General features: G+C 71.6%; 23 protein-coding genes. 14 read left to right on the top strand and 9 right to left on the bottom strand.

Translation table 11 applies throughout. The features are described 5' to 3' along the window. Nucleotides 1-24: 24 nt before the first annotated feature. Nucleotides 25-636: a GNAT family N-acetyltransferase gene (locus tag AB0L91_RS32845; RefSeq protein WP_365016549.1), complete on the bottom strand. Its 612-nt coding sequence runs from the start codon at nt 634-636 to the stop codon at nt 25-27. A gap of 89 nt (nt 637-725) precedes the next feature. On the opposite strand from AB0L91_RS32845, the gene AB0L91_RS32850 reads away from it, so the two are divergent. Together AB0L91_RS32850 and AB0L91_RS32855 are read left to right on the top strand one after the other, a co-directional pair. After that, nucleotides 726-1,538 (top strand): TetR family transcriptional regulator, encoded by an 813-nt coding sequence (locus AB0L91_RS32850; RefSeq protein ID WP_365016550.1) that lies wholly within the window; start codon nt 726-728, stop codon nt 1,536-1,538. Between the two features lie 9 nt (nt 1,539-1,547). Beyond that, entirely contained in the window at nt 1,548-3,059 is a 1,512-nt protein-coding gene (locus AB0L91_RS32855; RefSeq protein ID WP_365016551.1) for a leucyl aminopeptidase, read from the top strand. Nucleotides 3,060-3,063: 4 nt separating this feature from the next. Here AB0L91_RS32855 and AB0L91_RS32860 read toward each other — a convergent pair whose 3' ends face one another. After that, a complete protein-coding gene (locus tag AB0L91_RS32860; RefSeq protein ID WP_365016553.1) occupies nt 3,064-3,405 on the bottom strand; it encodes an oxidoreductase in 342 nt (113 codons plus the stop codon). A 257-nt stretch (nt 3,406-3,662) separates the two neighbouring features. Between AB0L91_RS32860 and sucB the strand changes: the two genes are divergently transcribed. The 6 genes from sucB to AB0L91_RS32890 all read left to right on the top strand — a co-directional run bounded on the left by sucB (nt 3,663) and on the right by AB0L91_RS32890 (nt 9,068). Beyond that, nucleotides 3,663-5,423, top strand: a complete 1,761-nt coding sequence (sucB, locus tag AB0L91_RS32865; RefSeq protein ID WP_365016554.1) for a 2-oxoglutarate dehydrogenase, E2 component, dihydrolipoamide succinyltransferase — start codon at nt 3,663-3,665, stop codon at nt 5,421-5,423. A gap of 19 nt (nt 5,424-5,442) precedes the next feature. Beyond that, nucleotides 5,443-6,348: a TIGR01777 family oxidoreductase gene (locus AB0L91_RS32870; RefSeq protein ID WP_365016556.1), complete on the top strand. Its 906-nt coding sequence runs from the start codon at nt 5,443-5,445 to the stop codon at nt 6,346-6,348. Then, nucleotides 6,348-6,851: an N-acetyltransferase family protein gene (locus AB0L91_RS32875; protein ID WP_365016558.1), complete on the top strand. Its 504-nt coding sequence runs from the start codon at nt 6,348-6,350 to the stop codon at nt 6,849-6,851. Before AB0L91_RS32870 ends, AB0L91_RS32875 begins: the two co-directional genes overlap by 1 nt. A 64-nt stretch (nt 6,852-6,915) precedes the next feature. Further along, entirely contained in the window at nt 6,916-7,665 is a 750-nt protein-coding gene (gene lipB, locus AB0L91_RS32880; protein ID WP_357349369.1) for a lipoyl(octanoyl) transferase LipB, read from the top strand. Then, nucleotides 7,662-8,684, top strand: coding sequence for a lipoyl synthase (lipA, locus tag AB0L91_RS32885; RefSeq protein ID WP_365016560.1), 1,023 nt, complete (start codon nt 7,662-7,664; stop codon nt 8,682-8,684). Before lipB ends, lipA begins: the two co-directional genes overlap by 4 nt. A gap of 72 nt (nt 8,685-8,756) precedes the next feature. Then, nucleotides 8,757-9,068 (top strand): pyrimidine/purine nucleoside phosphorylase, encoded by a 312-nt coding sequence (locus AB0L91_RS32890; protein WP_218715933.1) that lies wholly within the window; start codon nt 8,757-8,759, stop codon nt 9,066-9,068. Between the two features lie 56 nt (nt 9,069-9,124). Here the strand turns inward: AB0L91_RS32890 and AB0L91_RS32895 are convergent, their stop codons facing one another. Then, nucleotides 9,125-10,117 (bottom strand): SDR family NAD(P)-dependent oxidoreductase, encoded by a 993-nt coding sequence (locus AB0L91_RS32895; protein WP_365016562.1) that lies wholly within the window; start codon nt 10,115-10,117, stop codon nt 9,125-9,127. Between the two features lie 70 nt (nt 10,118-10,187). Here AB0L91_RS32895 and AB0L91_RS32900 point away from each other — a divergent pair, with 70 nt between their 5' ends. Continuing rightward, nucleotides 10,188-11,522 carry a TIGR01777 family oxidoreductase gene (locus AB0L91_RS32900; protein WP_365016564.1) on the top strand — a complete coding sequence of 445 codons (1,335 nt, stop codon included), beginning with the start codon at nt 10,188-10,190 and terminating at the stop codon, nt 11,520-11,522. A 1-nt stretch (nt 11,523) separates the two neighbouring features. Here AB0L91_RS32900 and AB0L91_RS32905 read toward each other — a convergent pair whose 3' ends face one another. The 5 genes from AB0L91_RS32905 to AB0L91_RS32925 all read right to left on the bottom strand — a co-directional run bounded on the left by AB0L91_RS32905 (nt 11,524) and on the right by AB0L91_RS32925 (nt 16,145). Then, nucleotides 11,524-12,672 (bottom strand): cyclopropane-fatty-acyl-phospholipid synthase family protein, encoded by a 1,149-nt coding sequence (locus tag AB0L91_RS32905; protein ID WP_365016690.1) that lies wholly within the window; start codon nt 12,670-12,672, stop codon nt 11,524-11,526. A gap of 92 nt (nt 12,673-12,764) precedes the next feature. Continuing rightward, the gene (locus AB0L91_RS32910) at nt 12,765-13,487 is read right to left on the bottom strand and encodes a DUF1365 domain-containing protein (protein ID WP_365016566.1); all 723 of its coding nucleotides are present in this window, start codon (nt 13,485-13,487) and stop codon (nt 12,765-12,767) included. Continuing rightward, a complete protein-coding gene (locus tag AB0L91_RS32915) occupies nt 13,484-14,797 on the bottom strand; it encodes an FAD-dependent oxidoreductase (RefSeq protein WP_365016567.1) in 1,314 nt (437 codons plus the stop codon). The genes AB0L91_RS32910 and AB0L91_RS32915 overlap by 4 nt, the downstream gene beginning before the upstream one ends. A gap of 89 nt (nt 14,798-14,886) precedes the next feature. Further along, nucleotides 14,887-15,729: a MerR family transcriptional regulator gene (locus AB0L91_RS32920; RefSeq protein WP_365016569.1), complete on the bottom strand. Its 843-nt coding sequence runs from the start codon at nt 15,727-15,729 to the stop codon at nt 14,887-14,889. A gap of 35 nt (nt 15,730-15,764) precedes the next feature. After that, nucleotides 15,765-16,145 carry a hypothetical protein gene (locus AB0L91_RS32925; protein WP_365016571.1) on the bottom strand — a complete coding sequence of 127 codons (381 nt, stop codon included), beginning with the start codon at nt 16,143-16,145 and terminating at the stop codon, nt 15,765-15,767. Nucleotides 16,146-16,225: 80 nt separating this feature from the next. Between AB0L91_RS32925 and AB0L91_RS32930 the strand changes: the two genes are divergently transcribed. The 4 genes from AB0L91_RS32930 to AB0L91_RS32945 all read left to right on the top strand — a co-directional run bounded on the left by AB0L91_RS32930 (nt 16,226) and on the right by AB0L91_RS32945 (nt 20,144). Continuing rightward, the gene (locus AB0L91_RS32930; RefSeq protein ID WP_365016573.1) at nt 16,226-16,819 is read left to right on the top strand and encodes a lipocalin family protein; all 594 of its coding nucleotides are present in this window, start codon (nt 16,226-16,228) and stop codon (nt 16,817-16,819) included. Continuing rightward, complete coding sequence (locus tag AB0L91_RS32935) at nt 16,816-18,138, top strand: deoxyribodipyrimidine photo-lyase (protein ID WP_365016575.1); 1,323 nt, start codon at nt 16,816-16,818, stop codon at nt 18,136-18,138. The genes AB0L91_RS32930 and AB0L91_RS32935 overlap by 4 nt, the downstream gene beginning before the upstream one ends. A gap of 51 nt (nt 18,139-18,189) precedes the next feature. Further along, nucleotides 18,190-18,615, top strand: coding sequence for a hypothetical protein (locus AB0L91_RS32940; protein WP_365016577.1), 426 nt, complete (start codon nt 18,190-18,192; stop codon nt 18,613-18,615). Between the two features lie 107 nt (nt 18,616-18,722). Continuing rightward, complete coding sequence (locus AB0L91_RS32945) at nt 18,723-20,144, top strand: WGR domain-containing protein (RefSeq protein WP_355279892.1); 1,422 nt, start codon at nt 18,723-18,725, stop codon at nt 20,142-20,144. 49 nt (nt 20,145-20,193) lie between these two features. On the opposite strand, the gene AB0L91_RS32950 is transcribed toward AB0L91_RS32945, so the two are convergent. Beyond that, on the bottom strand, nt 20,194-20,928 hold the full coding sequence (locus AB0L91_RS32950) for a glucose 1-dehydrogenase (RefSeq protein WP_357349396.1): 735 nt from the start codon (nt 20,926-20,928) through the stop codon (nt 20,194-20,196). Nucleotides 20,929-21,078: 150 nt separating this feature from the next. On the opposite strand from AB0L91_RS32950, the gene AB0L91_RS32955 reads away from it, so the two are divergent. Beyond that, a complete protein-coding gene (locus tag AB0L91_RS32955) occupies nt 21,079-21,702 on the top strand; it encodes a TetR/AcrR family transcriptional regulator (protein WP_365016580.1) in 624 nt (207 codons plus the stop codon). Nucleotides 21,703-21,767: the final 65 nt, after the last annotated feature.

The raw sequence follows: 21,767 nt of genomic DNA on the forward strand, positions 1-21,767 counted from the left end.
AGCCACGGCGCGCGACCACGCGAGTCAGCCACGGTGCCACATCGGCAGCAGGGTCGGGCCGCCGTCGGGCAGCTGGATCGGGTCGCCCTCGTGCGCGAAGCCGTGGCGGGCGTAGAGACGCGACGACCGGATCGTGCTGGCCTCCAGGAACGCCGTTTCGCCCGCCTCGGCGAACGCGGCGAGGCGGTCGGCCAGGATCGCGCCGCCCGCGCCTTTGCCCCGGTGCTCCGGCACGGTGACGATGACGTGCAGGTAGCGGTGCGGGAATTCCCGGGGATGCGCGGCGGCGACCAGGCTCGAGACCGCCGCCATCCGCTGGAACGACACGACCCCGGGCGCCGCCTCCAGCAAGGCCTGCGCCTCGTCGGCTTCGGCGGCGAGCCGCTCGGCGGAGGTGACGGTCTGCCACAGCGACACCGCCCAGATGTCCTCGCCGGCGCCCGCGACCCACACCTCGTCCTCGGCCATGGCCTTGGCGACGAACTGCGGTCCGAACGTACTGCGGTAGGCCTGCTCGATCTCCGGGTCGCCCGCCCGGATCCACGCCGAGACCACCTCGTCCAGACTCGCCGCGACGAAGGCGTCGGCGACGGTGGCGAGTTCGCCGGGCTCGGCCTGTCTGACGTGGATGTTCATCAGTCTCTCCTTCGTCGTGAACAGCGTGCTCAGCCGCCAATCTAGGAGCGCGACAGCAGGGTTACGAAGATTTCGTCACACTGGTTGGTGTGCGGAAATCAACGCTGTGCGCGCAGTGTGGACGCGAGGTGGAACAGGCCGACCGCGGCCGCGTGCGCCGCTATTGCTCGCGGTCGTGCCAGGGCCGGGCCTATCGGGCGCGCCGGGACCGGCGCCCGCCGGTGCGCCGCGCCCAGCCGACCCGGCTGTCCCCGGTGCACATCGCCACCACCGCGATCGCGCTCGCCGACCGGGACGGGCTCGACGGACTCACCATGCGCCGCCTCGCCGGTGAGCTCGGCGTCGCGACCGCCGCGCTGTACCGGCATTTCCCCGACCGCGAGGCCCTGCTGGCGGCGATGACGGAACTGGCCCTCGCCCGTGCACCCGAACCCGCGCCCGCCCCGGACTGGCGCGCGGCCGTGGCGGCCGAGGCCGACGCGGAGTGGCGGCTCTACCGACGGCACCCGTGGGTGCTCACCGTGCTCGCCCGCACCCGCCCGCCGCTGGGCCCGGCACTGCTCGACTCCCTGGAACGCGGCTTCACCGCACTCGACGACCTCGATCTGACCAGCGCCGAGATGCTCACGATCTACCTCGCCTACTCCGGCCTGGTCCAGGGTCTGGCCCTGATGTGGAGCACCGATCGCGGCGACCGGATCGGCGCCGGGGCGACCGCGTTCGCCGACCCGGTGCGCGCCGAACTCGCCGAACTCCTCGACCCGCGCGTCCGCCCGGTGCTACACCGGATGTTCGCCGCCGAGCCGCACGGACCCGACCTCTCCTTCGACGAACTGCTCACCGCCGGTGTCGGACTGCTGCTCGACGGCGTCGCGATGCGGCACTCGGCACCGACCGCATAATCTGGGGCGATGACCGCTGTTGCAGATCGTTCACTCGGACCGGAATTGGCACGCACCGAAACCATCAGCCCGGACACCGATGTACTGGTGATCGGCCTGACGTCCTCGGAGAACGGACCGGCCATCGTCCCCGCCGACCTGTTCGGCGACGTGCTCACCGCCGAGGTTCGCGCGGAGCTGCTCGATGCCCTGGGCGCGGTCGGTGCGAAGGGCAAGCCCGAGGAACTCACCCGGGTGCCAGCCCCCGCGGCGCTGGCCGAGGTGACCAGCGTGCTCGCGGTCGGCCTCGGCGCGACCGACAAGGTCGACGCCGAGCAGGTGCGCCGCAGCGCCGGGGTGGCCGGGCGCGCGCTCAGCGGCACCGAGCTCGTCGCGACCACCCTCTCGGGCGTCGACCTGGCCGCTGCGGCGGAGGGCTTCTACCTCGGCGCGTACACCTTCACCACCTTCAAGTCGGCCAAGAGCGCGCCGAAGCCGGACGAGCAGCCGGTGCTGCGCGTCGAACTGCTGGTTCCCGAGCCCGAATTCGGCGTCCTGGAACTGCTGCGCGCCCAGCTCGTCGCCGAGGCCGTCGCGACCGCGCGCGATTTCGTCAACACCCCGCCGAGCGCGCTGTACCCGGCCGAGTTCGCCGACCGGGCGCGCGTGCTCGCCGAGGCGGCCGGGCTCGAGGTCGAGGTGCTCGACGAGGACGCGCTCGCCGCGGGCGGCTACGGCGGCATCGTCGGCGTCGGCCAGGGCTCCGCGCGCCCGCCGCGTCTGGTGCGCATCACCTACGCGGGCGGCCCGAAGAAGATCGCGCTGGTCGGCAAGGGCATCACCTTCGACACCGGCGGCATCTCGATCAAGCCCGCGGCCAACATGGAGAACATGACCTCCGATATGGCGGGCGCCGCGGCGGTCATCGCGACCACCCTGCTGGCCGCCCGGCTCGGACTGCCGGTCACCGTCACCGCGACCGTCCCGATGGCCGAGAACATGCCCTCGGCTACCGCGCAGCGCCCCGGCGATGTACTCACCCAGTACGGCGGCACCACCGTCGAGGTGCTCAACACCGATGCCGAGGGCAGGCTCATCCTGGCCGACGCGATCGTGCGCGCCGCCGAGGACGAGCCCGACTACCTGATCGACGTCGCCACCCTGACCGGCGCGCAGATGGTCGCGCTCGGCACCCGCACGCCCGGCGTGATGGGCACCGAGGAGTTCCGCGACCGCGTCGCCGCCGCTTCGCGGTCGGTCGGCGAGCACGGCTGGGCGATGCCGCTGCCCGCCGAGCTGCGCGCCGATCTCAACTCCAAGGTCGCCGACCTGGCCAATGTCGCCCCGCACCGGTGGGGCGGAATGCTCTCGGCCGCACTGTTCCTCAAGGAGTTCGTGCCCGAGGGCGTGCAGTGGGCGCACCTGGATGTCGCGGGTCCGGCGTACAACACCGGCGGGCCGTTCGGCTACATCGGCAAGGGCGGCACCGGTGTCCCGGTGCGCACCCTGATCACGGTGATCGAGGAGATCGGCGCGGAGTAGTCGACTACTCCTGCTCGCGGGCCCGCCGCCGCTCGATGCGGCGGCGGGCGTCGTAGTCGCGCATGCGCTGCGGATAGCCGGTGCGGTTGACGTCGTAGACCGGGATCTTCAGCGCGCCCGCCAGTCGCCGCGCGCCGCGTTCGCCGACGATGCGGCGGGTCCATTCGCCGTCCGCGGCCACCAGCACCGCTGTGACATCGGTCACAGCGGTTTTCGGTTCGATGAACGCCTCGACGCCACGGCGGGCCCGCGCCCAGTCGGCGAGCGCGGCGATCTCCGACGCGCTGTCACGAGCGACTGTCCTGCTCCGGCCGCGCGCACCGCGGAAACGATCCAGCAAACCCACCGGTAACAACCTCCTGCGCTCCGACGGAAATCTGCTCACCGCCGTACATTCCATGGTGCCAGCTCTGCCCGGAATGCCGCCCTGCGCTACGTCGTCGGCGGGCGAGTGCAAGGATGGTTGCCGGAACAAGAAACCGACGATTCCCGGACGCCTCGCTCTCGCGGCGGGGTGGACGTACGCCGCGACCCGCGACGGGTGTCTGCCGGGGTCGAAGCACTGTTGTATTACCCGTCTAACAGTCAGAGGAGACAGAGGACATGGCCTTCTCCGTCCAGATGCCGGCTCTTGGTGAGAGCGTCACCGAGGGAACGGTGACCAGGTGGCTGAAGCAGGAAGGAGACACGGTCGAGGTCGACGAACCGCTGCTCGAAGTCTCCACCGACAAAGTCGACACCGAGATCCCGTCGCCCACCGCCGGTGTGCTGTCGAAGATCGTCGCCCAGGAAGACGACATCGTCGAGGTCGGCGGTGAGCTCGGCGTGATCAGCGACGCCGGCGAAGCCGCTGCCGCCGCGCCCGCGCCTGCTGCCGCGCCTGCCGAACCCGCTCCGGCTCCGGCCCCCGCGCCTGCCCCCGCCGCCGCGGCTCCCGCCCCGGCCCCGGCTCCCGCGCCCGCCGCCGCCCCCGCCGCCGCTTCCGGTACGCCCGTGAAGATGCCCGAGCTGGGCGAGTCGGTCACCGAGGGCACCGTGACCCGCTGGCTCAAGGCCGTCGGTGACACCGTCGCCGTCGACGAGCCGCTGCTCGAGGTGTCCACCGACAAGGTCGACACCGAGATCCCGTCCCCGGTCGCCGGCACGCTGCTGGAGATCTCGGCGCAGGAAGACGACATCATCGCCGTCGGTGGTCAGCTGGGTGTGATCGGTAGCGGTGCGCCCGCGGCCGCCCCGGCGCCCGCCCCGGCACCGGCTCCCGCTCCGGCCCCCGCGCCCGCTGCGGCGGCTCCCGCCCCGGCTCCGGCTCCGGCACCTGCCCCCGCTCCGGCACCTGCCCCCGCTCCGGCACCTGCCCCGACCCCCGCGCCCGCCCCGGCTCCGGCCGCGTCGGCTCCTGCCCCGGCGGTCGCCGCCAACGGCAGCTCGCCGTACGTGACCCCGCTGGTGCGCAAGCTGGCCGAGGAGAACAACGTCGACCTGGCGTCGCTCACCGGTTCCGGTGTCGGCGGCCGCATCCGCAAGCAGGATGTGCTCGCCGCGGCCGAGGCCAAGAAGGCGCCGGCGCCCGCCGCGGCTCCGGCCGTCGCCGCCGCGCCGGCCGCCCCGGCCAAGCAGGCCGCCGCGCCGAAGCTGGCCGGTCTGGTCGGCACCACGCAGAAGGCGAGCCGGATCCGGCAGATCACCGCCACCAAGACGCGTGAATCGCTGCAGACCACCGCGCAGCTGACCCAGGTCCACGAGGCCGACGTCACCAAGATCGCGCATCTGCGTCAGCTCGCCAAGGCCTCGTTCAAGGCGCGCGAGGGCGTCAACCTGACGTACCTGCCGTTCTTCGCCAAGGCCGTGGTCGAGGCCCTCGGTGTGCACCCGAACGTGAACGCCTCCTACAACGAGGACACCAAGGAGATCACCTACCACGCGTCGGTGCACCTGGGTATCGCGGTCGACACCGAGCAGGGTCTGCTCTCGCCGGTCATCCACAACGCCAGCGACCTGTCGCTGGCCGGGCTGGCCCGCGCGATCGCCGACATCGCCAACCGCGCCCGCACCGGTGGCCTGAAGCCGGACGAGCTGTCCGGCGGCACCTTCACCATCACCAACATCGGCTCCGAGGGCGCGCTGTTCGACACCCCGATCCTGGTCCCGCCGCAGGCGGCCATGCTCGGCACCGGCGCGATCGTCAAGCGCCCGGTGGTGGTGACCGACGAGACCGGCAGCGAGTCGATCGGCGTGCGTTCGATGGTGTACCTGCCGCTGACCTACGATCACCGGCTCATCGACGGCGCCGACGCGGGCCGCTTCCTCACCACCATCCGGCACCGGTTGGAAGAGGCGGCGTTCGAGGCCGATCTGGGTCTGTAGTCGAGGAATTCGGCCGAAGATGAAGGTGGTGATCGCCGGTTCGTCCGGGCTGATCGGGACAGCGCTCGTCGCGGCTCTGCGCCGCGACGGGCACGAGGTGTCGCGATTGGTGCGCCGCGCTCCCGCGGCACCGGACGAATTCGCGTGGGATCCCGCGCGCGCCCAGCTCGACGAGCGGGCGTTGCGCGGGGCCGACGCGGTGGTGAACCTGTGCGGCGCGAGCATCGGCGCGCGCCGCTGGAACGGCGGTTACAAGCAGGAGCTGCGCGACAGCCGGATCACCCCCACCGACGTCCTGGCCACCGCGGTCGCCGCCGCCGGAGTACCGACGCTGGTCAACGCCAGCGGCGCGCACTACTACGGCGGCGACACCGGCGACGCGGTGGTCGACGAGACCTCCCCCGCCGGAACCGGTTTCCTCGCGACCCTGTGCCGCGACTGGGAAGCCGCGACCGAGCCCGCGAGCTCGGCGGGCGTGCGCACCGTCCTGGTCCGCAGCGCCGTGGTCCTGGCCCGCAACGGCGGCATGCTCAGCATGCTGCAACCGCTGTACTGGCTGGGCCTGGGCGGTCGCCTCGGCAGCGGCCGCCAGTACACCCCGTGGGTCTCCCTCGACGACGAGGTCGGCGCGATCGTCTTCGCGCTCACCCACCCCGAGGTGTCCGGCCCGATCAATTCCGCCGGCCCCGCGCCGGTCACCAACGCGGAGTTCAACCGCGCGCTCGGCCGGGCCCTGCACCGGCCCACCCCGCTCATCGTCCCCGGTGTCGCCCTGCGCGCCCTGGTCGGCGAACTCGCCGACGAGGCCATCCTGCGCGGCCCGCGCGCGATTCCCGCCGCGCTGGAGCAGGCGGGCTACACCTTCCAGCACCCCACGATCGGCGCCGCGCTCGCCGCCGCCGTCGGTCGCCCCGGAGGTCAGTGATGTTCATCCGCGACGCCGACAAGGCCGACCTCCCCGCCGTCCTCACGATCCACAACACCAATATCGCGTCCTCGACCGCGATCTGGGACACCGACGAGGTCGACCTCGACGACCGGCTCACCTGGTTCGCCGACCGCACCGCCGCCGGCATGCCGATCCTGGTCGCCGAGATCGACGGCGAGGTCGCCGGGTACGCCTCCTACGGCCAGTGGCGGCCCAAGACCGGCTACCGCTTCTCGGTCGAGAACTCCGTCTACGTCGACGAGCGCTTCCAGCGCCGCGGCGTCGCCAGCGCGCTGCTCACCGAACTCGTCGCCCGCGCCACCGATTCCGGCCGCGTGCACGCCATGATCGCCGCCATCGAATCGAGCAATACCGGGTCCATAGCCCTGCACGAGCGCTTCGGTTTCCGCACCGTCGGTGAGCTGCCCGAAGTCGGTCACAAGTTCGGCCGCTGGATGGACCTGACGCTGATGCAGCGCACTTTCGCGCTGGACGTCTGACCGGCAGTCCGTCCGTCCCGACCGGTCTTCACCGTGGGCGCCCGGTGGGCGTAACGTCAGGGCCGTGAACGACACGCGCCCCACCGCGTCCGCTCGATTCGATTCGACCCCGATCGTGGTCGAGGATCTCGGACTCATCGAATACACCGCCGCCTGGGAGCTGCAACGGCAGATCGCCGACGAGCGCGCCGCAGGCGAAGGCGCCGATCGGCTGCTGCTGCTCGAGCATCCGTCGGTCTACACCGCGGGCCGCCGCACCGAGACCGAGGACCTGCCGATCGACGGCAGCCCGGTGGTGCAGGTCGACCGCGGCGGCAAGATCACCTGGCACGGTCCCGGCCAGCTGGTCGGCTACCCGATCGTCCGCCTGGCCGAGCCGGTCGACGTCGTGCAGTACGTGCGTCGGCTGGAGGAGGCCCTGATCCAGGTCGTGTCCGGCCTCGGGATCGAGTGCGGCCGGGTCGAGGGCCGCTCGGGCGTGTGGCTGCCCGCCACCGAGTGGCTGGCCGAGCGCAAGATCGCCGCCATCGGCGTGCGCGTGCAGCGCGGCGTCGCCCTGCACGGCATCTCGCTGAACTGCAACTCCGCGCTCGACGGCTTCCAGGCGATCGTGCCGTGCGGCATCAAGGACGCCGGGGTCACCTCGCTGACCCGCGAGCTGGGCCGCGAGGTCACCGTCACCGAAATCAAGCCGCTCGTGGCGGCCGCGATCGTTGCCGCCCTCGACGGCGAAATTCCCGTTCAGCAGCATGACATTGATCGCACCACCGGCGCCGCGACTGTCGTCGCCCCGAGCGTAGAGTCGGTGCGGTGACCTCCGTCGACGCCTCTGCCCCCGCCGGACGCAAACTGCTGCGCATCGAAGCGCGCAACGCGGAGACCCCGATCGAGCGCAAACCCAAGTGGATTCGCACCCGCGCCACCATGGGCCCGGAGTACACCGAGCTCAAGGGCCTGGTCAAGCGCGAGGGCCTGCACACGGTCTGTGAGGAAGCGGGCTGCCCCAACATCTTCGAATGCTGGGAGGACCGCGAGGCCACCTTCCTCATCGGCGGTGAGCAGTGCACCCGCCGCTGCGACTTCTGCCAGATCGACACCGGCAAGCCCGCCGCCCTCGACCGCGACGAGCCCCGCCGCGTCGCCGAGAGCGTGCAGGCCATGGGCCTGCGCTACTCCACCATCACCGGCGTCGCCCGCGACGACCTCGACGACGGCGGCGCCTGGCTCTACGCCGAGACCGTGCGCGCCATCAAGGCGCTCAACCCGGGCACCGGCGTCGAGCTGCTCATCCCCGACTTCAACGCCGACCCCGATCAGCTCGCCGAGGTCTTCTCGACCCGCCCCGAGGTGCTGGCGCACAACCTGGAGACGGTGCCGCGCATCTTCAAGCGCATCCGCCCCGCCTTCCGCTACGAGCGCTCGCTGGCGGTGATCACCGCGGCCCGCGAGGCCGGTCTGGTCACCAAGTCCAACCTCATCCTCGGCATGGGCGAGACCCCGGAGGAGGTCACCGCCGCGATGCGTGACCTGCACGAGGCGGGCTGCGACATCCTGACCATCACCCAGTACCTGCGCCCGTCGCCGCGGCACCACCCGGTCGACCGCTGGGTGAAGCCGGAGGAGTTCGTCGAGCACTCCAAGGTCGCCGAGGAACTCGGTTTCGCCGGCGTGATGGCGGGCCCGCTGGTCCGGTCCTCCTACCGCGCGGGTCGCCTCTACGCGCAGGCCATGGCCCATCACGGCCGCGAGATCCCCGAGGCGATGGCCCATCTGGCCCAGGAAGGTACCGCCACCCAGGAAGCCAGCTCGGTGCTGGCCCGCTACGGCAGCTGACCTCTCGGGGCAGGGCTCGGTGAGCCCCGCCCCGCCAGTAGACTAAGGGTCCCCTCACCCCCGGAAGGACCCATGTCGAAGTTCGAGAACGTCTCCGTCGTCAAGAAGGCCAATGTCTATTTCGACGGCAAGTGCGTCAGCCACAACATCGAGCTGCCCGACGGCACCTCGAAGTCCGTCGGCGTGATCCTGCCCGCCACCCTGACCTTCACCACCGGCGCCCCGGAGATCATGGAGCTCATCGAGGGTGAGGCGAAGGTGACCCTGCCCGGCGAGACCGAGCCGAAGGTCTTCCGTGGTGGCGAGTCGTTCTCGGTTCCCGGCAACAGCGCCTTCGACATCGAGGTCGTCGAGACCCTGCACTACGTCTGCCACTTCGGCTGATCGATCTGCGGTGAAGGGCGGCGGTTCCGCGGAACCGCCGCCCTTCGCCGTGTCGGTCAGGTGGACTCCGGCACGCCGATCATGACCCGGCAGTCCCGCCACAGCGCGGCGGCCTCGGCCTCGGTGTAGCGGGTGCCGCGCCGCAGGTGCAGCGGGCGGACCCGGCGGTCGTGCCAGAACCGGCCCGAGGGCACCGGCCGCGCGGTGGCGGCCAGCCAGATCGCGGTGTCGGCGCCCCCGGCCGGGGTGCGCAGCAGCGGCCGGGTGACGCGGCGGAATCGGGGCAGCGCGTCGGCGATGCCGGGCGTGTCGACCCAGCCGGGGTGCACGGCGTGCACCCACGTCCGCTCGTCGGCGAGCTCGGCGGCCAGCAGGGGCGTGAGCGCGACCTGCATCCTTTTGGTGCGCGCGTAGGCCCGCGCGCCCCGGTATTCGCCGCGCCGGTAGTCGGGGTCGTCGGTCAGCAGCGGCTGGGCGTACATCCCGCCGGAGGACATCAGCACCACCCGAGCCCCGTGCGCGGCCGCCAGCAGGGGACGGACCAGCTCGGTCAGCAGCAGCGGCCCGAGCACGTGGGTGGCGAGGGTGAGTTCGTGTCCGGTGCTGTTCTCCTGGCGGCGCGCCGGGAGCACGCCCGCGTTGTGCACCAGGACGTCGATCGGGGTCTCGCCGAGTGCGGCGGCGCAGCGCCGCACCGAATCGGGTTCGGCGACATCGCATTCCACCACCGTCACGGTGCCGCCGGGATGCCGTCGCCGCAGTCCGGCCGCCGCGTCCTCGCCGCGCCGCGTGCTCCGGACGGCCAGGACGACCGAGGCGCCCAGCGCCGCCAGTCCGTCTGCCATGGCCAGCCCGATACCGCTGTTGGCCCCGGTGATCACCGCGCGCTGCCCGCGCAGGGCATCGGGCGCCGGGTCGGCGGACGACCAGCCGCGCCGTCGCAGCGCGATCCCGACTCTGCTGTAGCCCGGCAAGATGGCCCGGTCCAGCAGTGCGTCGACGAACGACGGCTCGAAACTCGCATCGTTTTTCCCACCAATCGCGATCACCTCTCCAGAATACCGCGTGAAACGATGCACAAACGTTTCAGCGATGACCGATCGGGGCTAGAGTCGAGTGATGGGCATCGACTGTTCGATGGTTGTCTCCGCACCCCGCGACGAGGTCTTCGCCTGGTTCGCCCGGCCCGGCGCGTTCACCCGCCTGGCGCCGCCCTGGCAGCCGGTCCGGCTGCTCAGCGAGTCCGACGACCTGGCCCGTGGCGCCGCCGTACTCGGCCTGCCGGGCGGCCTTCGCTGGGTCGCGCGACATGATCCGGCCGCCTACGACCCGCCCCACCGTTTCGCCGACGCGACCGCGGTCGAGGGCCTGGCCTCCGCGCCGGTCGGCCGCCTGCTGCCGTGGCGGCACACCCACGACTTCACCGCCGTCGACGACACCCACACCCGCGTGGCCGACCACGTCGACACCCCACTCCCCGCCCGCCTGCTGCGCCCGATGTTCGACTACCGCTACCGCCAGCTCGCCGACGACCTCGCCGCCCACCGGCGCGCCGCCGAGGCGGGTTTCACCGCACGCACCATCGCGGTCAGCGGCGCGACCGGCATGGTCGGCACCGCGCTGTGCGCGTTCCTGTCGACCGGCGGTCACCAGGTGGTCCGGCTCGTGCGCCACACCCCGTCCGGTCCCGCCGAACGCCGCTGGGACCCGGCCGATCCCGCGCCGGACCTGCTCGACGGCGTGGACGCGGTGGTGCACCTGGCGGGCGCGCCGATCGCGGGCCGGTTCACCGAGGCGCACCGCCGCGCCATCGCCGACAGCCGGATCGGCCCGACCCAGGCGCTTGCCGAGACCGCGGCCCGCTGCGGCGTCGGCACCTTCGTCTCCGCTTCCGCCATCGGCTATTACGGCTACGACCGGGGCGACGAGATCCTCACCGAGACAGCCGATCCCGGTGACGGTTTCCTCGCCGAGGTGGTGACCGGCTGGGAGGCGGCGAGCGCGGCCGCCGGTGGCCGGGTGGTGCAGGTCCGCACCGGCATCGTCCAATCACCCACCGGCGGAACACTGCGGCTGCTGCGCCCCCTGTTCACGGCGGGTCTGGGCGGCCGGATCGGCGACGGCACCCAGTGGCTGTCCTGGATCGGTCTCGACGATCTGCTCGACATCTATCACCGTGCGCTCTGGGATGATTCGCTCGTCGGCCCGGTCAACGCGGTCGCCCCCGATCCGGTCCGCAACAGCGACTACACCGAGGTCCTGGCCCGGGTCCTGCACCGGCCCGCCCTGCTCCCGGTCCCGTCGTTCGGCCCGGCACTGCTGCTGGGCGAGCAGGGTGCGCGGGAGCTGGCCGCGGCGAGTCAGCGGGTGTCCCCGGCCCGATTGGCCGCGGCGGGCCACATCTTCCGCGGCCCCGACCTCGAACAGACGCTGCGTCACCTACTCGGTCGCTGACTCACCCCCGCGCGAGGACGAACTGCCCGACGTCGAGATACCCCGACCGGAACCCCGCCTCCGAGTACGCCAGATACAGCCGCCACATCCGCACGAACGTCTCGTCGAACCCGAGTGCGCCGACCTCCGTCCGCGCGTTCTCGAACCGTTCCCGCCACATCCGCAGGGTCCGCGCGTACTGCGGGCCCATCGAGAACTCCTCGCGCACACCCAGATCCGTCGCCCGCGCGACGGAGTCCTCGATCGCCCGCACCGACGGCAGGAATCCACCGGGGAAGATGTACTTCTGGATCCAGGTGTAGGTGTGCCGGGTGGCGAGCATGCGCTCGTGCGGCATGGTGATGGCCTGGATCGCGGCCCGGCCGCCCGGCGCGAGCACCCGGCCGATGGTCGCGAAATAGGTGTCGAGGTATTCGTAGCCGACCGCCTCGATCATCTCCACCGAGACCACGGCGTCGTAGGTGCCGCGCACGCTGCGGTAGTCGAGCAGGTCGACCCGCACGTGCTCCGCCAGTCCGGCCGCCGCCACCCGTTCCAGCGCCGCCGTCCGCTGTTCGGTCGACAGCGTCACGGTGTGCACGCGTGCGCCGCGCGCGGCCGCCCGGACCGCGAGTTCACCCCAGCCGGTGCCGATTTCGAGCAGCCGGGTGCCGGAGCGCACGTGCGCGCGGTCGAGCAGGCGGTCGATCTTGGCGCGCTGAGCGGTGGCGAGATCGGCGGCTGGATCGGCGAACAGCGCGGCCGAATAGGTCATGGTCTCGTCGAGGAACAGCCCGAAGAAGTCGTTGGACAGGTCGTAGTGCCGGGCGATGTTGCCGCGTGTGTTGGCCTCGGAATTGCGTTCGGCGGCGGGATGTCCGGCGACGTAGAGGCGGCGCAGCCGGGCCAGCGACCGCGGCACCAGCTCGTCGATGTGGGCGGCGAGCACGGTCAGCACGCCGACGAGATCGGGCGCGTCCCAGTCGCCTGCCATGTACGACTCACCGAAACCGATGAGCCCGGCCGCGCCGACCCGGGCGGCGAAGTCGCGGGGCCGGTGCAACACCAGGCACGGCACCCCGGTGGGCGCGCCGACGACGGTGCCGTCGGGATAGCGCACCGCCAGCGGCAGCCGCCGGGTCAGGCGGCGCACCAGCGGGTCGACCGCCATCGCCGACACGCCCGCCCGCAGCCCGCGCGGCGCGGCCAGATCCCACTGATCACGCTCCGGCACAGCGGGATTCGCGGTGGTGTCCACGGTCGTCATCGGAGCGCCTCCTCGGGCACGGCCACCGGACGCGGCACGACCGGCAGTCCCCGCGCCCAGAGCCGCACGCCCTGCCAGCGGATACGCGCGGCCACGAGCAGCGGCGGGATCGGATCGGTCAGCACGGCGCGCAGGATCGCGCCGGTGGTGGCGGGCACGCAGCGGCCCGCGACGGTGGCGACGAAGATCGGCTGGTCGGTCACCAGCGTGATCGACACCCGCAGCACCGAATCCGGCTCGGGCACGCGCAGCCGGTACTCCCCCGCCACCGGGTTGAACGGCGAGACGTAGAACTCCTTGCCGACCCGGGCGCGACCGTCGTCGTCGGGCCGCAGCAGGTAGCGGTGCGCGCCGCCGTAGGTGTTGCGCACTTCGGCGATGACGCACACCGGCGCGCCGGTGTGATCGCGGCACCAGTACAGCGTCAACGGATCGAAGACATACCCGAAGGAGCGCGCGCCTGCCAGCATGAGCACCCGCCCACCCCGCAGGTCGATGCCCTCGGCGGCCAGGTACCCGTCGACGGCGGCGCGCAGTGAGCCACCGCGTTCGCCCAGGTGGTCGCTCGCGTCGAAACCCGCGAACGGCCGCAGCCACCACGGCAATCGGGGCATGTGGTCCAGATCGACCAGCCAGCTGTGCCCGCGATAGCGGAAGGCGTGCCGGATCGGCGCCAGCCGGGTGTGCCGGATGTCGGTGCGGATCAGGCGGGCGCTCATGTGGCCGCCACCAGCTCGGGTACCGGTCCCGTCCAGCGTCCGCCGAGCCGCTCGGCGGCGCGCAGGCCCGACAGCGCGCCGTCCTCGTGGAATCCCCACCCGTGGTAGGCGCCGGCGAAGGCCGTTCGCGGACAGCCGAGTTCGCCGGCGCGAGCGCGGGCGGCCACCGATTCCGGGGTGTAGAGCGGGTGTTCGTAGGTCATGGTCTCGAGCACCGCGCCGGGATCGATGCGGTCGCCGTCGCCCAGGGTCACCAGGAAGCGCCGGTTCCCCGTGTCGTCGAGGCGCTGGAGTCTGGTGAGGTCGTAGGTGACCAGGACACGATCGGGCTCGGCGGCGCAGGCGGGCAGGCGGTAGTTCCAGGACGCTCGTGCGCTCGTGGCGCGCGGCAGCAGCCGGGAATCGGTGTGCAGGACGGTGTGATTGACCGAGTACGGCATGGCCGCGAGGATGTCGCGTTCGGCGGCGGTCGGTCTGGCCAGCAGGGCCAGCGCCTCGTGCGGGTGGGTCGCGACCACCGCGGCGTCGAAATCGTCGACACCGTCGTCGGCGGTGCGGACGGTGACACCGTCCGGATGCCGATGCAGCGCCCGGACCGGGGTGGCGACCTGGACCCGGTGCAGTCGCTCGGCGACCGCGGCGACATAGGTCGCCGATCCGCCGGTGACCGTGCGCCAGGTGGGTGAGCCGAACACCGTCAGCATGCCGTGATGGTCGAGGAAGGTGAACAGGTAGCGGGCCGGATAGCGCAGCGCGGTGCGCGGATCGCAGGACCAGACCGCCGCGATGAGCGGTGCCAGGAAGTGGGTGCGGAAGTAGGTCGAGAATCCGGCGTCGGCCAGGAATTCGGCCACCGTGCGTTCGGTCGCCGCGCTCGTGGCGAGTTCGGCGCGGGCCAGGCGGTGGAATCGCGGCACCTCGGCGAGCAGCCGCAGATACCGGCCACGGACCAGCTGCCCGGGGCGCGGGAACAGTCCCGGCAGCCCACGCGCGCCGGCGTATTCGAGACCGCAGCCGTCACAGCGCACCGACATGCTCATGTCGGACTCCCCCGTGGCGATGCCGAGTTCGCCGAACAGCCGCCGCAACGTCGGGTAGGTGCGGTCGTTGTGCACGATGAATCCGGTGTCCACGCCCAGGGTTTCGCCGTTGCCCGCGACCACGCGGTGCGTGTCGGCGTGCCCGCCGAGACGGCCCTGCGCCTCGTAGAGCGTGACCTCGGCCGAGCGGGCGAGCACCCAGGCGGCCGTGAGCCCCGCGACTCCGCTACCGATCACCGCTACCCGGCGTGGCCCATTCGATGCGTGCATGCGATTCCTCCGGTCGTCCCCGGACTACGGATGGCCGATCCACCCGATTTGAATCAATTATGCATCGTTTGGTGCGCGGCGGCCAGCCGTCAGCGCAACGCCTCGACCGCGCCCGCGAGCGAGGCGATCCGCGCGACCGACGGCGGCAGCAGCGCCGCGTCCCAGCCGGGGCCGCCGACGCAGACCCGCGCGCCCGCGTCAAGACCGGCCAGCACGGCCGAGGTCAGCGCGGTCGATTCCCGCTGCGACCACAGCAGCAGCGAGGTGGGCCCGGCAGGCCGGGCCAGCGCGCCGACCAGCGCGATCGTCGGCACATCGGCGCCCAGCATCCGGGCGCCGACGCCCTGCTCGGCCAGTGCCGCGCGCAGCACTTCCAGCGGCAGCGAATGGGTCTCCCCGCCGGTGCAGGCGAGGACGACGGTCCGGTCGGCGACCACCGGCGCGGTCTGCACCCGCTGCATCACCGCCGCGATCGACCACGACAGCAGATGCTCGACATCGATGCAGTTCTCGCCGATGCCCTGACGCGCCACGATGTCGGCGAAGGCGGGGCGGCACAGCTCGTCCCAGGTGCGGATCACCCCGAAGGCGCGCACGTGCGCCTCGACCAGGTCGACCGAGGTCGAGGAATCCAGCGCGAACGCGGCACCGATCAGCTCGGCACGGTTGCCCGCGAGTACCGCGGGCCCCCGCGCGGCCGCCGCGGCGCCCGCCGGGCTCGCGCCGTCGCGGATCAGCGTCACCATGCGCTCGAGCAGGGCGATATCGGCTTCGGTGTAGAGCCGATGCCGGCCGGGACGGTCTTGCGCGGGCCCGATGGCGTAGCGGCGATTCCAGCTGCGCAGGGTGGCGGTCGGGATGCCGAGACGATCCGCGACCGCGCGCACTGTGTACCCGGCCGCGTCGGAGACAGGGGCGGAACCGGCGGGCATCGTCCTATTCTGACCGATGCCACCGCGCCCGCGTGTCACGGCCGTGTGGCGGCGGGTCGCGGCGGCCAGGCCAGCGCCGTGCTCACCGCCCCGAACAGGCCCCAGACCAGCGGCACCGAGATCGCGGTCCGGCGCAGGCGTGGTTCGACCGCCGCGCCCAGGACCAGCGCGTCGGCGAGGTCGGCCGCGATGCGCACCCCCGCGGCGGCGCGCGCGACGCGGGCGTCCGGCGCCAGCACCATGGCCGCGCCGGAGATCGCGTCCCGGCACCCGACCATCCGGGCCAGCGCCCGACTGCCCGCCCGATCCGACTCCCATCCACACGGCCGCAACAGCACCTCCGGGCGTGCGGCCACACTCACGCCATAGGCGGCGGTCGCCAGACCGAGCAGACGGAACGGCCACTCCCGTTTCATCGGGAACTCCTCTCGCCGGATGAATCAATTATGCATCGTTCATTGATAGTCTGTCAGTACCAACGATCCGAGGAGTTCCCGTGCGCATCGCCCGTTCCTCCGTTCCGCTACTCGCCTGCGCGGCGGCGGCCGCCGTGGCGCTGGTCCCGGCCGCCGCCTCCGCCGCGCCCCCGGCGCCCGTGCCGTCACTCGACGTCGAGCGATATCTGGGCGTCTGGCATCAGCTGGCCGCGATCCCGGCCCCGTTCAGCCTCGACTGCGCCGGTGACACCACCGCCACCTACACCCTCGACGACGCCGGTGACGTCGGCGTCTACAACCACTGCCGCACCTGGTCGGGCGGCACCGCCGAGATCCGGGGCACCGCGACGGTGACCGATCCCGTCACCAGCGCCCAGCTGCACGTCTCCTTCCCCGGCGTGCCCGGCCAGGATCAGCGCACCGGCGCCCCCAACTACATCGTCACCGCGCTCGGCCCGGACTACTCCTGGGCGGTCGTCACCGACCCCAGCCGTCTGTCCGGCTTCGTGCTGTCCCGCACCCCCGCGGTCGACGCCCCCACCTGGAACGACATCGACGCCGCGATCGTGGCCGCGGGCCAGAACACCTGCGTCTACCTGACCACCCCGACCACCGGCGGCCGCTCCGACATCACCCCGCTGTGCGCCCGATGAGCGTCGCGATCGCGCTGTTCACCCGCGACCTGCGCACCGCCGACAACCCGGTCCTCACCGCCGCGCACCGCGAGAGCGACGCCGTGATCCCGGTCTTCGTCGTCGACGACCGCATCGTCCCGGACCGCTGCCCACCCAATCGCGCCGTCTTCCTCGCCTCCGCCCTGGCCGAACTCGACGAACGCCTGCGCGGCATCGGCGGCAGGCTCGTGGTGCGTCGCGGCGAGGTGACCGAGGAACTCGCCCGGCTCGTCGCCGAGACCGGTGCGGGCGCGGTGCATCTCGCCGAGGACGTCAGCGCCTTCGCCACCCGTCGCGAACGGGCCCTGCGCGAGCGCCTCGCCGGGACCGACTGCGTGGTGCGCACCCACAGCGCAGTCGTCACCGCCGCCGACCCCGCCGTCCTCACCCCCGCCACCGGCCGCGACCACTACGCCGTGTTCACACCGTATTTCCGCCGCTGGGTCGACGCCCACCAGCGCCACCCGCTCGGCACTCCGCGCAGCCTGTCGGTCCCCGACGTGGCAAGTGATCCCCTGCCGACACCCGGAGACCTGTCGACTGGCGAGCCGTCCCCGAACTGCCCGCGCGGCGGCGAGATCAGCGGCCGGGTCCTGCTGCGCAAGTGGCTCGCGGGCCCGATCGAGGACTACGCCGACCGCAACGACGACCTCGCCGCCGACGCCACCTCCCACCTCTCCCCGCACCTGCACTTCGGCTGCCTGTCCCCCGTCGAGATCGTGCACCGCACCGACCTGTCCGACCCGGGCGGCCACGCCTTCGCCCGCCAGCTCGCCTGGCGCGACTTCCACCACCAGCTCCTCGCGGCCCGCCCCGACACCGCCTGGACCAGCTACCGCCCCGGCCCGTTCGCCGTGCGCACCGACCCCGACGCCGTCACCGCCTGGAAGCAAGGCCGCACCGGCTACCCGATCATCGACGCCGCCATGCGCCAGCTCGTCACCGACGGCTGGCTCCCCGGCCGCGCCCGCCTGATCACCGCCTCCTTCTTCGCCAAATCCCTGCGCCTGGACTGGCGCATCGGCGCCGCCCACTTCCTGCACTGGCTCGTCGACGCCGACCTCGCCAACAACCAGCTCAACTGGCAGTGGGCCGCGGGCACCGGCACCGACACCCGCCCCAACCGCACCCTCAACCCCCTCCGCCAAGCCGACCGCTACGACCCCGACGGCACCTACACCCGCACCTGGCTCCCCGAACTAGCCCACCTCCCCGGCCCCACCATCCACCGCCCCTGGCGCACCGCCATCCCCCACACCGTCTATCCCCCACCACTCCTCGACGTCGCGGGCATGTGACGCACCTGTTCCACCGCCCGACGATGATCGCGACCACTAGCATCTATTCGTATGCCCGCGTTCGTTTTCAGCCTGCGCTACGAAGATGCGGCCAACTGGGCCATCTGCAAGCAGTCCGGTCTGATCGGCGTGCGCTCCAGCCCGTCGGCCGTCCGCAGTGCCGCGCAAGTCCGCGTCGGCGACACCATCTTCGTCTGGCGGGGCGGCGGCCAGCGTCCAGGCTCGGGTCTACTCGCCATGATCACAGCGACGGACCGGGCCCGACCGGCAGTCAACGCTCCCTGGCCTGATCCCGAGATCTACACCTACGTAGTGCCGTTCACGCTGCGACGAGAACTCCGCAACGCGATCCCGGACCGGTTCCCCGACAATCGACGAGGAATCCGATTCGGCATACAGAACACCGACCTCCAGAAGGGTCTGCGTCCGCTGTCGCCGGACTCGGTGGCCAAACTCACCGCCTGCTTCAGTGGATAGCGCCCCTCACATGCGTTGACCTGCAGCGATCTCGTCCGTCGGGCCGATGTCGGTGTGCCTTGCTACTTTTCGCTCGTTCGAAAGACGCACGAGCTCAGCGAGGATCCATGACGACCGCCGAAACCACCTACCTGGAACTGTCCGACGACACCGGTTCCTCGCACAAGTTCTACGAGGTGATCGTCACCGGCACCCAGGTCAACATCCGCTTCGGCCGGATCGGGGAACAGGGTCAGTCCAAGGCGAGTTCGTTCGCCACGGCGGAGAAGGCGAAGTCGGCCGCGCAGAAGAAGATCGGTGAGAAGGTCCGCAAGGGCTACGCGCCCGCGGTGATGGGCGGGCGGCAGCGCCGCGCGGTGACGCGCCGCGTGATCACCAGCCAGCGTTCGACCGCCAAGAGCGCTCCGGTCCTGTGGCGCTTCGACTCCGGCGCGGCCGCGTTCGGCATCTTCGTCGACGAGCAGCGCTGCTGGGTCGGCAACGAGAACGGCGAGGTCTACACCCTCACCCCCGACGGCGTGGTGACCAACCGCTACCAGCTGCCCGACGGCGTGAAATGCCTGGTGGCCGACGACTTCTGGATCTACGCGGGCTGCGACGACGGCCGCGTCTACGACCTGTCGGGCAAGGTCCCGCGCGCCGCCTACGACGTCTCGGCCACCGACGTCTATTGGCTCGACATCCACGACGGCATCCTCGCCGCCTCCGACGCCGCGGGCGGCCTGACCGTCATCGACCACGAGGAGGAGTCGCTCTGGTCGGCCCGCAGCACGGGTTCCTCCGGCTGGATGGTGCGCCTGGACCCGACCGGCGTCTACCACGGCCACAGCGCCGGTGTCACCAAGTACCACCTGGAAACCGGTGCCACCCAATGGCATTCGCCGACCAACGGCTCGGTCCTGTTCGGCTGGCAGGAGACCTCCGACGTCTACGCGGGCACCTCCGCCAACCGCGTCGAGGAGATCACCAAGCAGGGCGTCACCACCCGCGCCTACCAGTGCGACGCCGCCGTCTTCTCCTGCGCCGCCTCCCCCGACGGCCGCTACGTCTTCGCCGGCGACTCGCACTCCTCGGTCTACTGCTTCGACGCCACCGGCACCCGCCTGTGGAAGCTGGCCACCGGCTGCGGTTCGGCGTACTCCATGCAGTACCACGACGAGAAGCTGTACTTGGTCACCACGTCCGGCGCCCTGGCCTGCCTCGACGTGAGCGAATCCGCCGTCCGCGACGCCGACCAGGGCGTGCTCCCCAGCACGATCTCGGTCAAGGCCCCCGAGATCTCGGCGGTCACCGCGTCGAGCACTCTCGAGGTCACCGCCGACGCGGGCACCGGCATCGTCGTCGAATGCGTCGAACACGGCGGCTCCCTGCGCGTGCACGTCGTCAGCCCCGGCTACGAACGCGGCTGGAACGTCCAGTTCCCCCGCGACATCCGCCAGGCCGGCACCCGCTACGTCGTCGACGCCGTCACCGAATCCGCCCGCGGCGGCTTCTACCGCGTCCGCGGCGACATCCGCCGCCTGAGCTGATCGCGGTGTCGGTCGGCGGAACCGCGGGGTTCCGCCGACACGATGCCACTCAGAAACTCTTGTGCGGCACCCCGACCGTGAGCCCGCCGTCGACGACGAACTCCGCACCGGTGGAATACGACGACTCCTCCGACGCCAGGTACGCGACCAAGGCCGACACCTCGTCCGGCTCGGCCGCCCGCTTCACCGGAATCTGCAGGAAGTCCGCCGGAATCCCCTCGGTCATCGGCGTGCTGATCAGTCCGGGATGCACCGAATTCACTCGGATCCCCTGCGCCGCCAGCTCCAGGGCCGCCGACTTGGTGAGCCCGCGCACCGCGAACTTCGTCGCCGTGTACCCGTGCAGGCCCGGGCTACCGCGCATCCCCTCGACCGAGGAGATGTTCACGATCGATCCGCCGCTGGTCATCGCGGGCACCGCCGCCTGCATGCCGAGGAAGGTCCCGGTCAGGTTGATGTCGATGATCCGCTGCCACTCCTCCAGCGCGAAGTCGACGAGCAGGTTCCCGTTGACGATCCCCGCGTTGTTCACCAGCACGTGCAGCCCGCCGAAGGTCTCGACCGCCGCCGCGACGACCGCGGCCCACTGCTCGGGTTCGCGCACGTCCAGGTGCCGGTAGATCGCGGCGTCGCCGAGCTCCTTGGCGACGAGAGCGCCCTCGTCGTCGAGCACGTCACCGAGTACCACCGACGCGCCCTCGGCGACGAACCGGCGCGCGTGCGCCGCGCCCATTCCCCGCGCTCCGCCGCTGATCACCGCGACCTTGCCCGCCAACCGTCCCATGTCCACATTCCTCTCGACAGAACTGAGCCACTCTCCACCGTAGGAGCGCGGCCCCGATCGCGTGGAGATATGCCTAAATGAACGGTCTACTCTCAGGAACGCCACCCCGCTGATCACCTGCCCAGGAGACGTCGCACTATCCTGACGGCGGTGACGGTCCCCAGTTCTTCCCGCGCGAGCAGCCGCGTCGACGACCGGCGAGCCCAGCGGCGCGACCGGTTCCTGCGCGCCGGACTAGCCGTCTTCGGCGGCACCGGTTACCGAAACAGCTCGATCACCAGCATCTGCAAGGCCGCCGGACTCGCCCGCGCCCAGTTCTACGAGCACTTCGCCAATAGAGAAGAACTACTGCTCGCGGTGTACGACGCGGTGCAGGTCGACGCGCGCCAGGCCGTCGCGGCCGCGGTCGCCGACACCTCGGCCGACGATTTCGTCACCCGCGCGCGGGCCGCGATGCGCGCCTACGCGGAGTCGGTCGGCTCCGATGTGCATCGCGCGCGCGTCTCGTTCGTCGAATGTGTCGGCGTGAGCGACGAGTTCGAACGGCACCGGATCGAACAGCGCGAGGTCTGGGCCGACTTCTTCGCCACCGAACTGCGCCTCGCGCTCGGCAACGACTTCACCCCCGTCGGCGGATACCGCACGGCGGCAACCGGATTCATCGGCGCGCTGATGGCGCTGGTGCACCAGTGGAGCAGCACCGAGCCGCGCACCGGATTCGACGATCTGGTCGAAGTCCTCACCCGCTTCCTGGTCGCCCTCACCCCGCCCTGACCCACTTGCCGAACGGCTCCGGCACGCTGTAACGTGCGGCACAATTTAGACGATGGCGTCTAAAA

The sequence above is a fragment of the Nocardia sp. NPDC051833 genome, from assembly GCF_040681225.1.
Lineage (GTDB): Bacteria > Actinomycetota > Actinomycetes > Mycobacteriales > Mycobacteriaceae > Nocardia.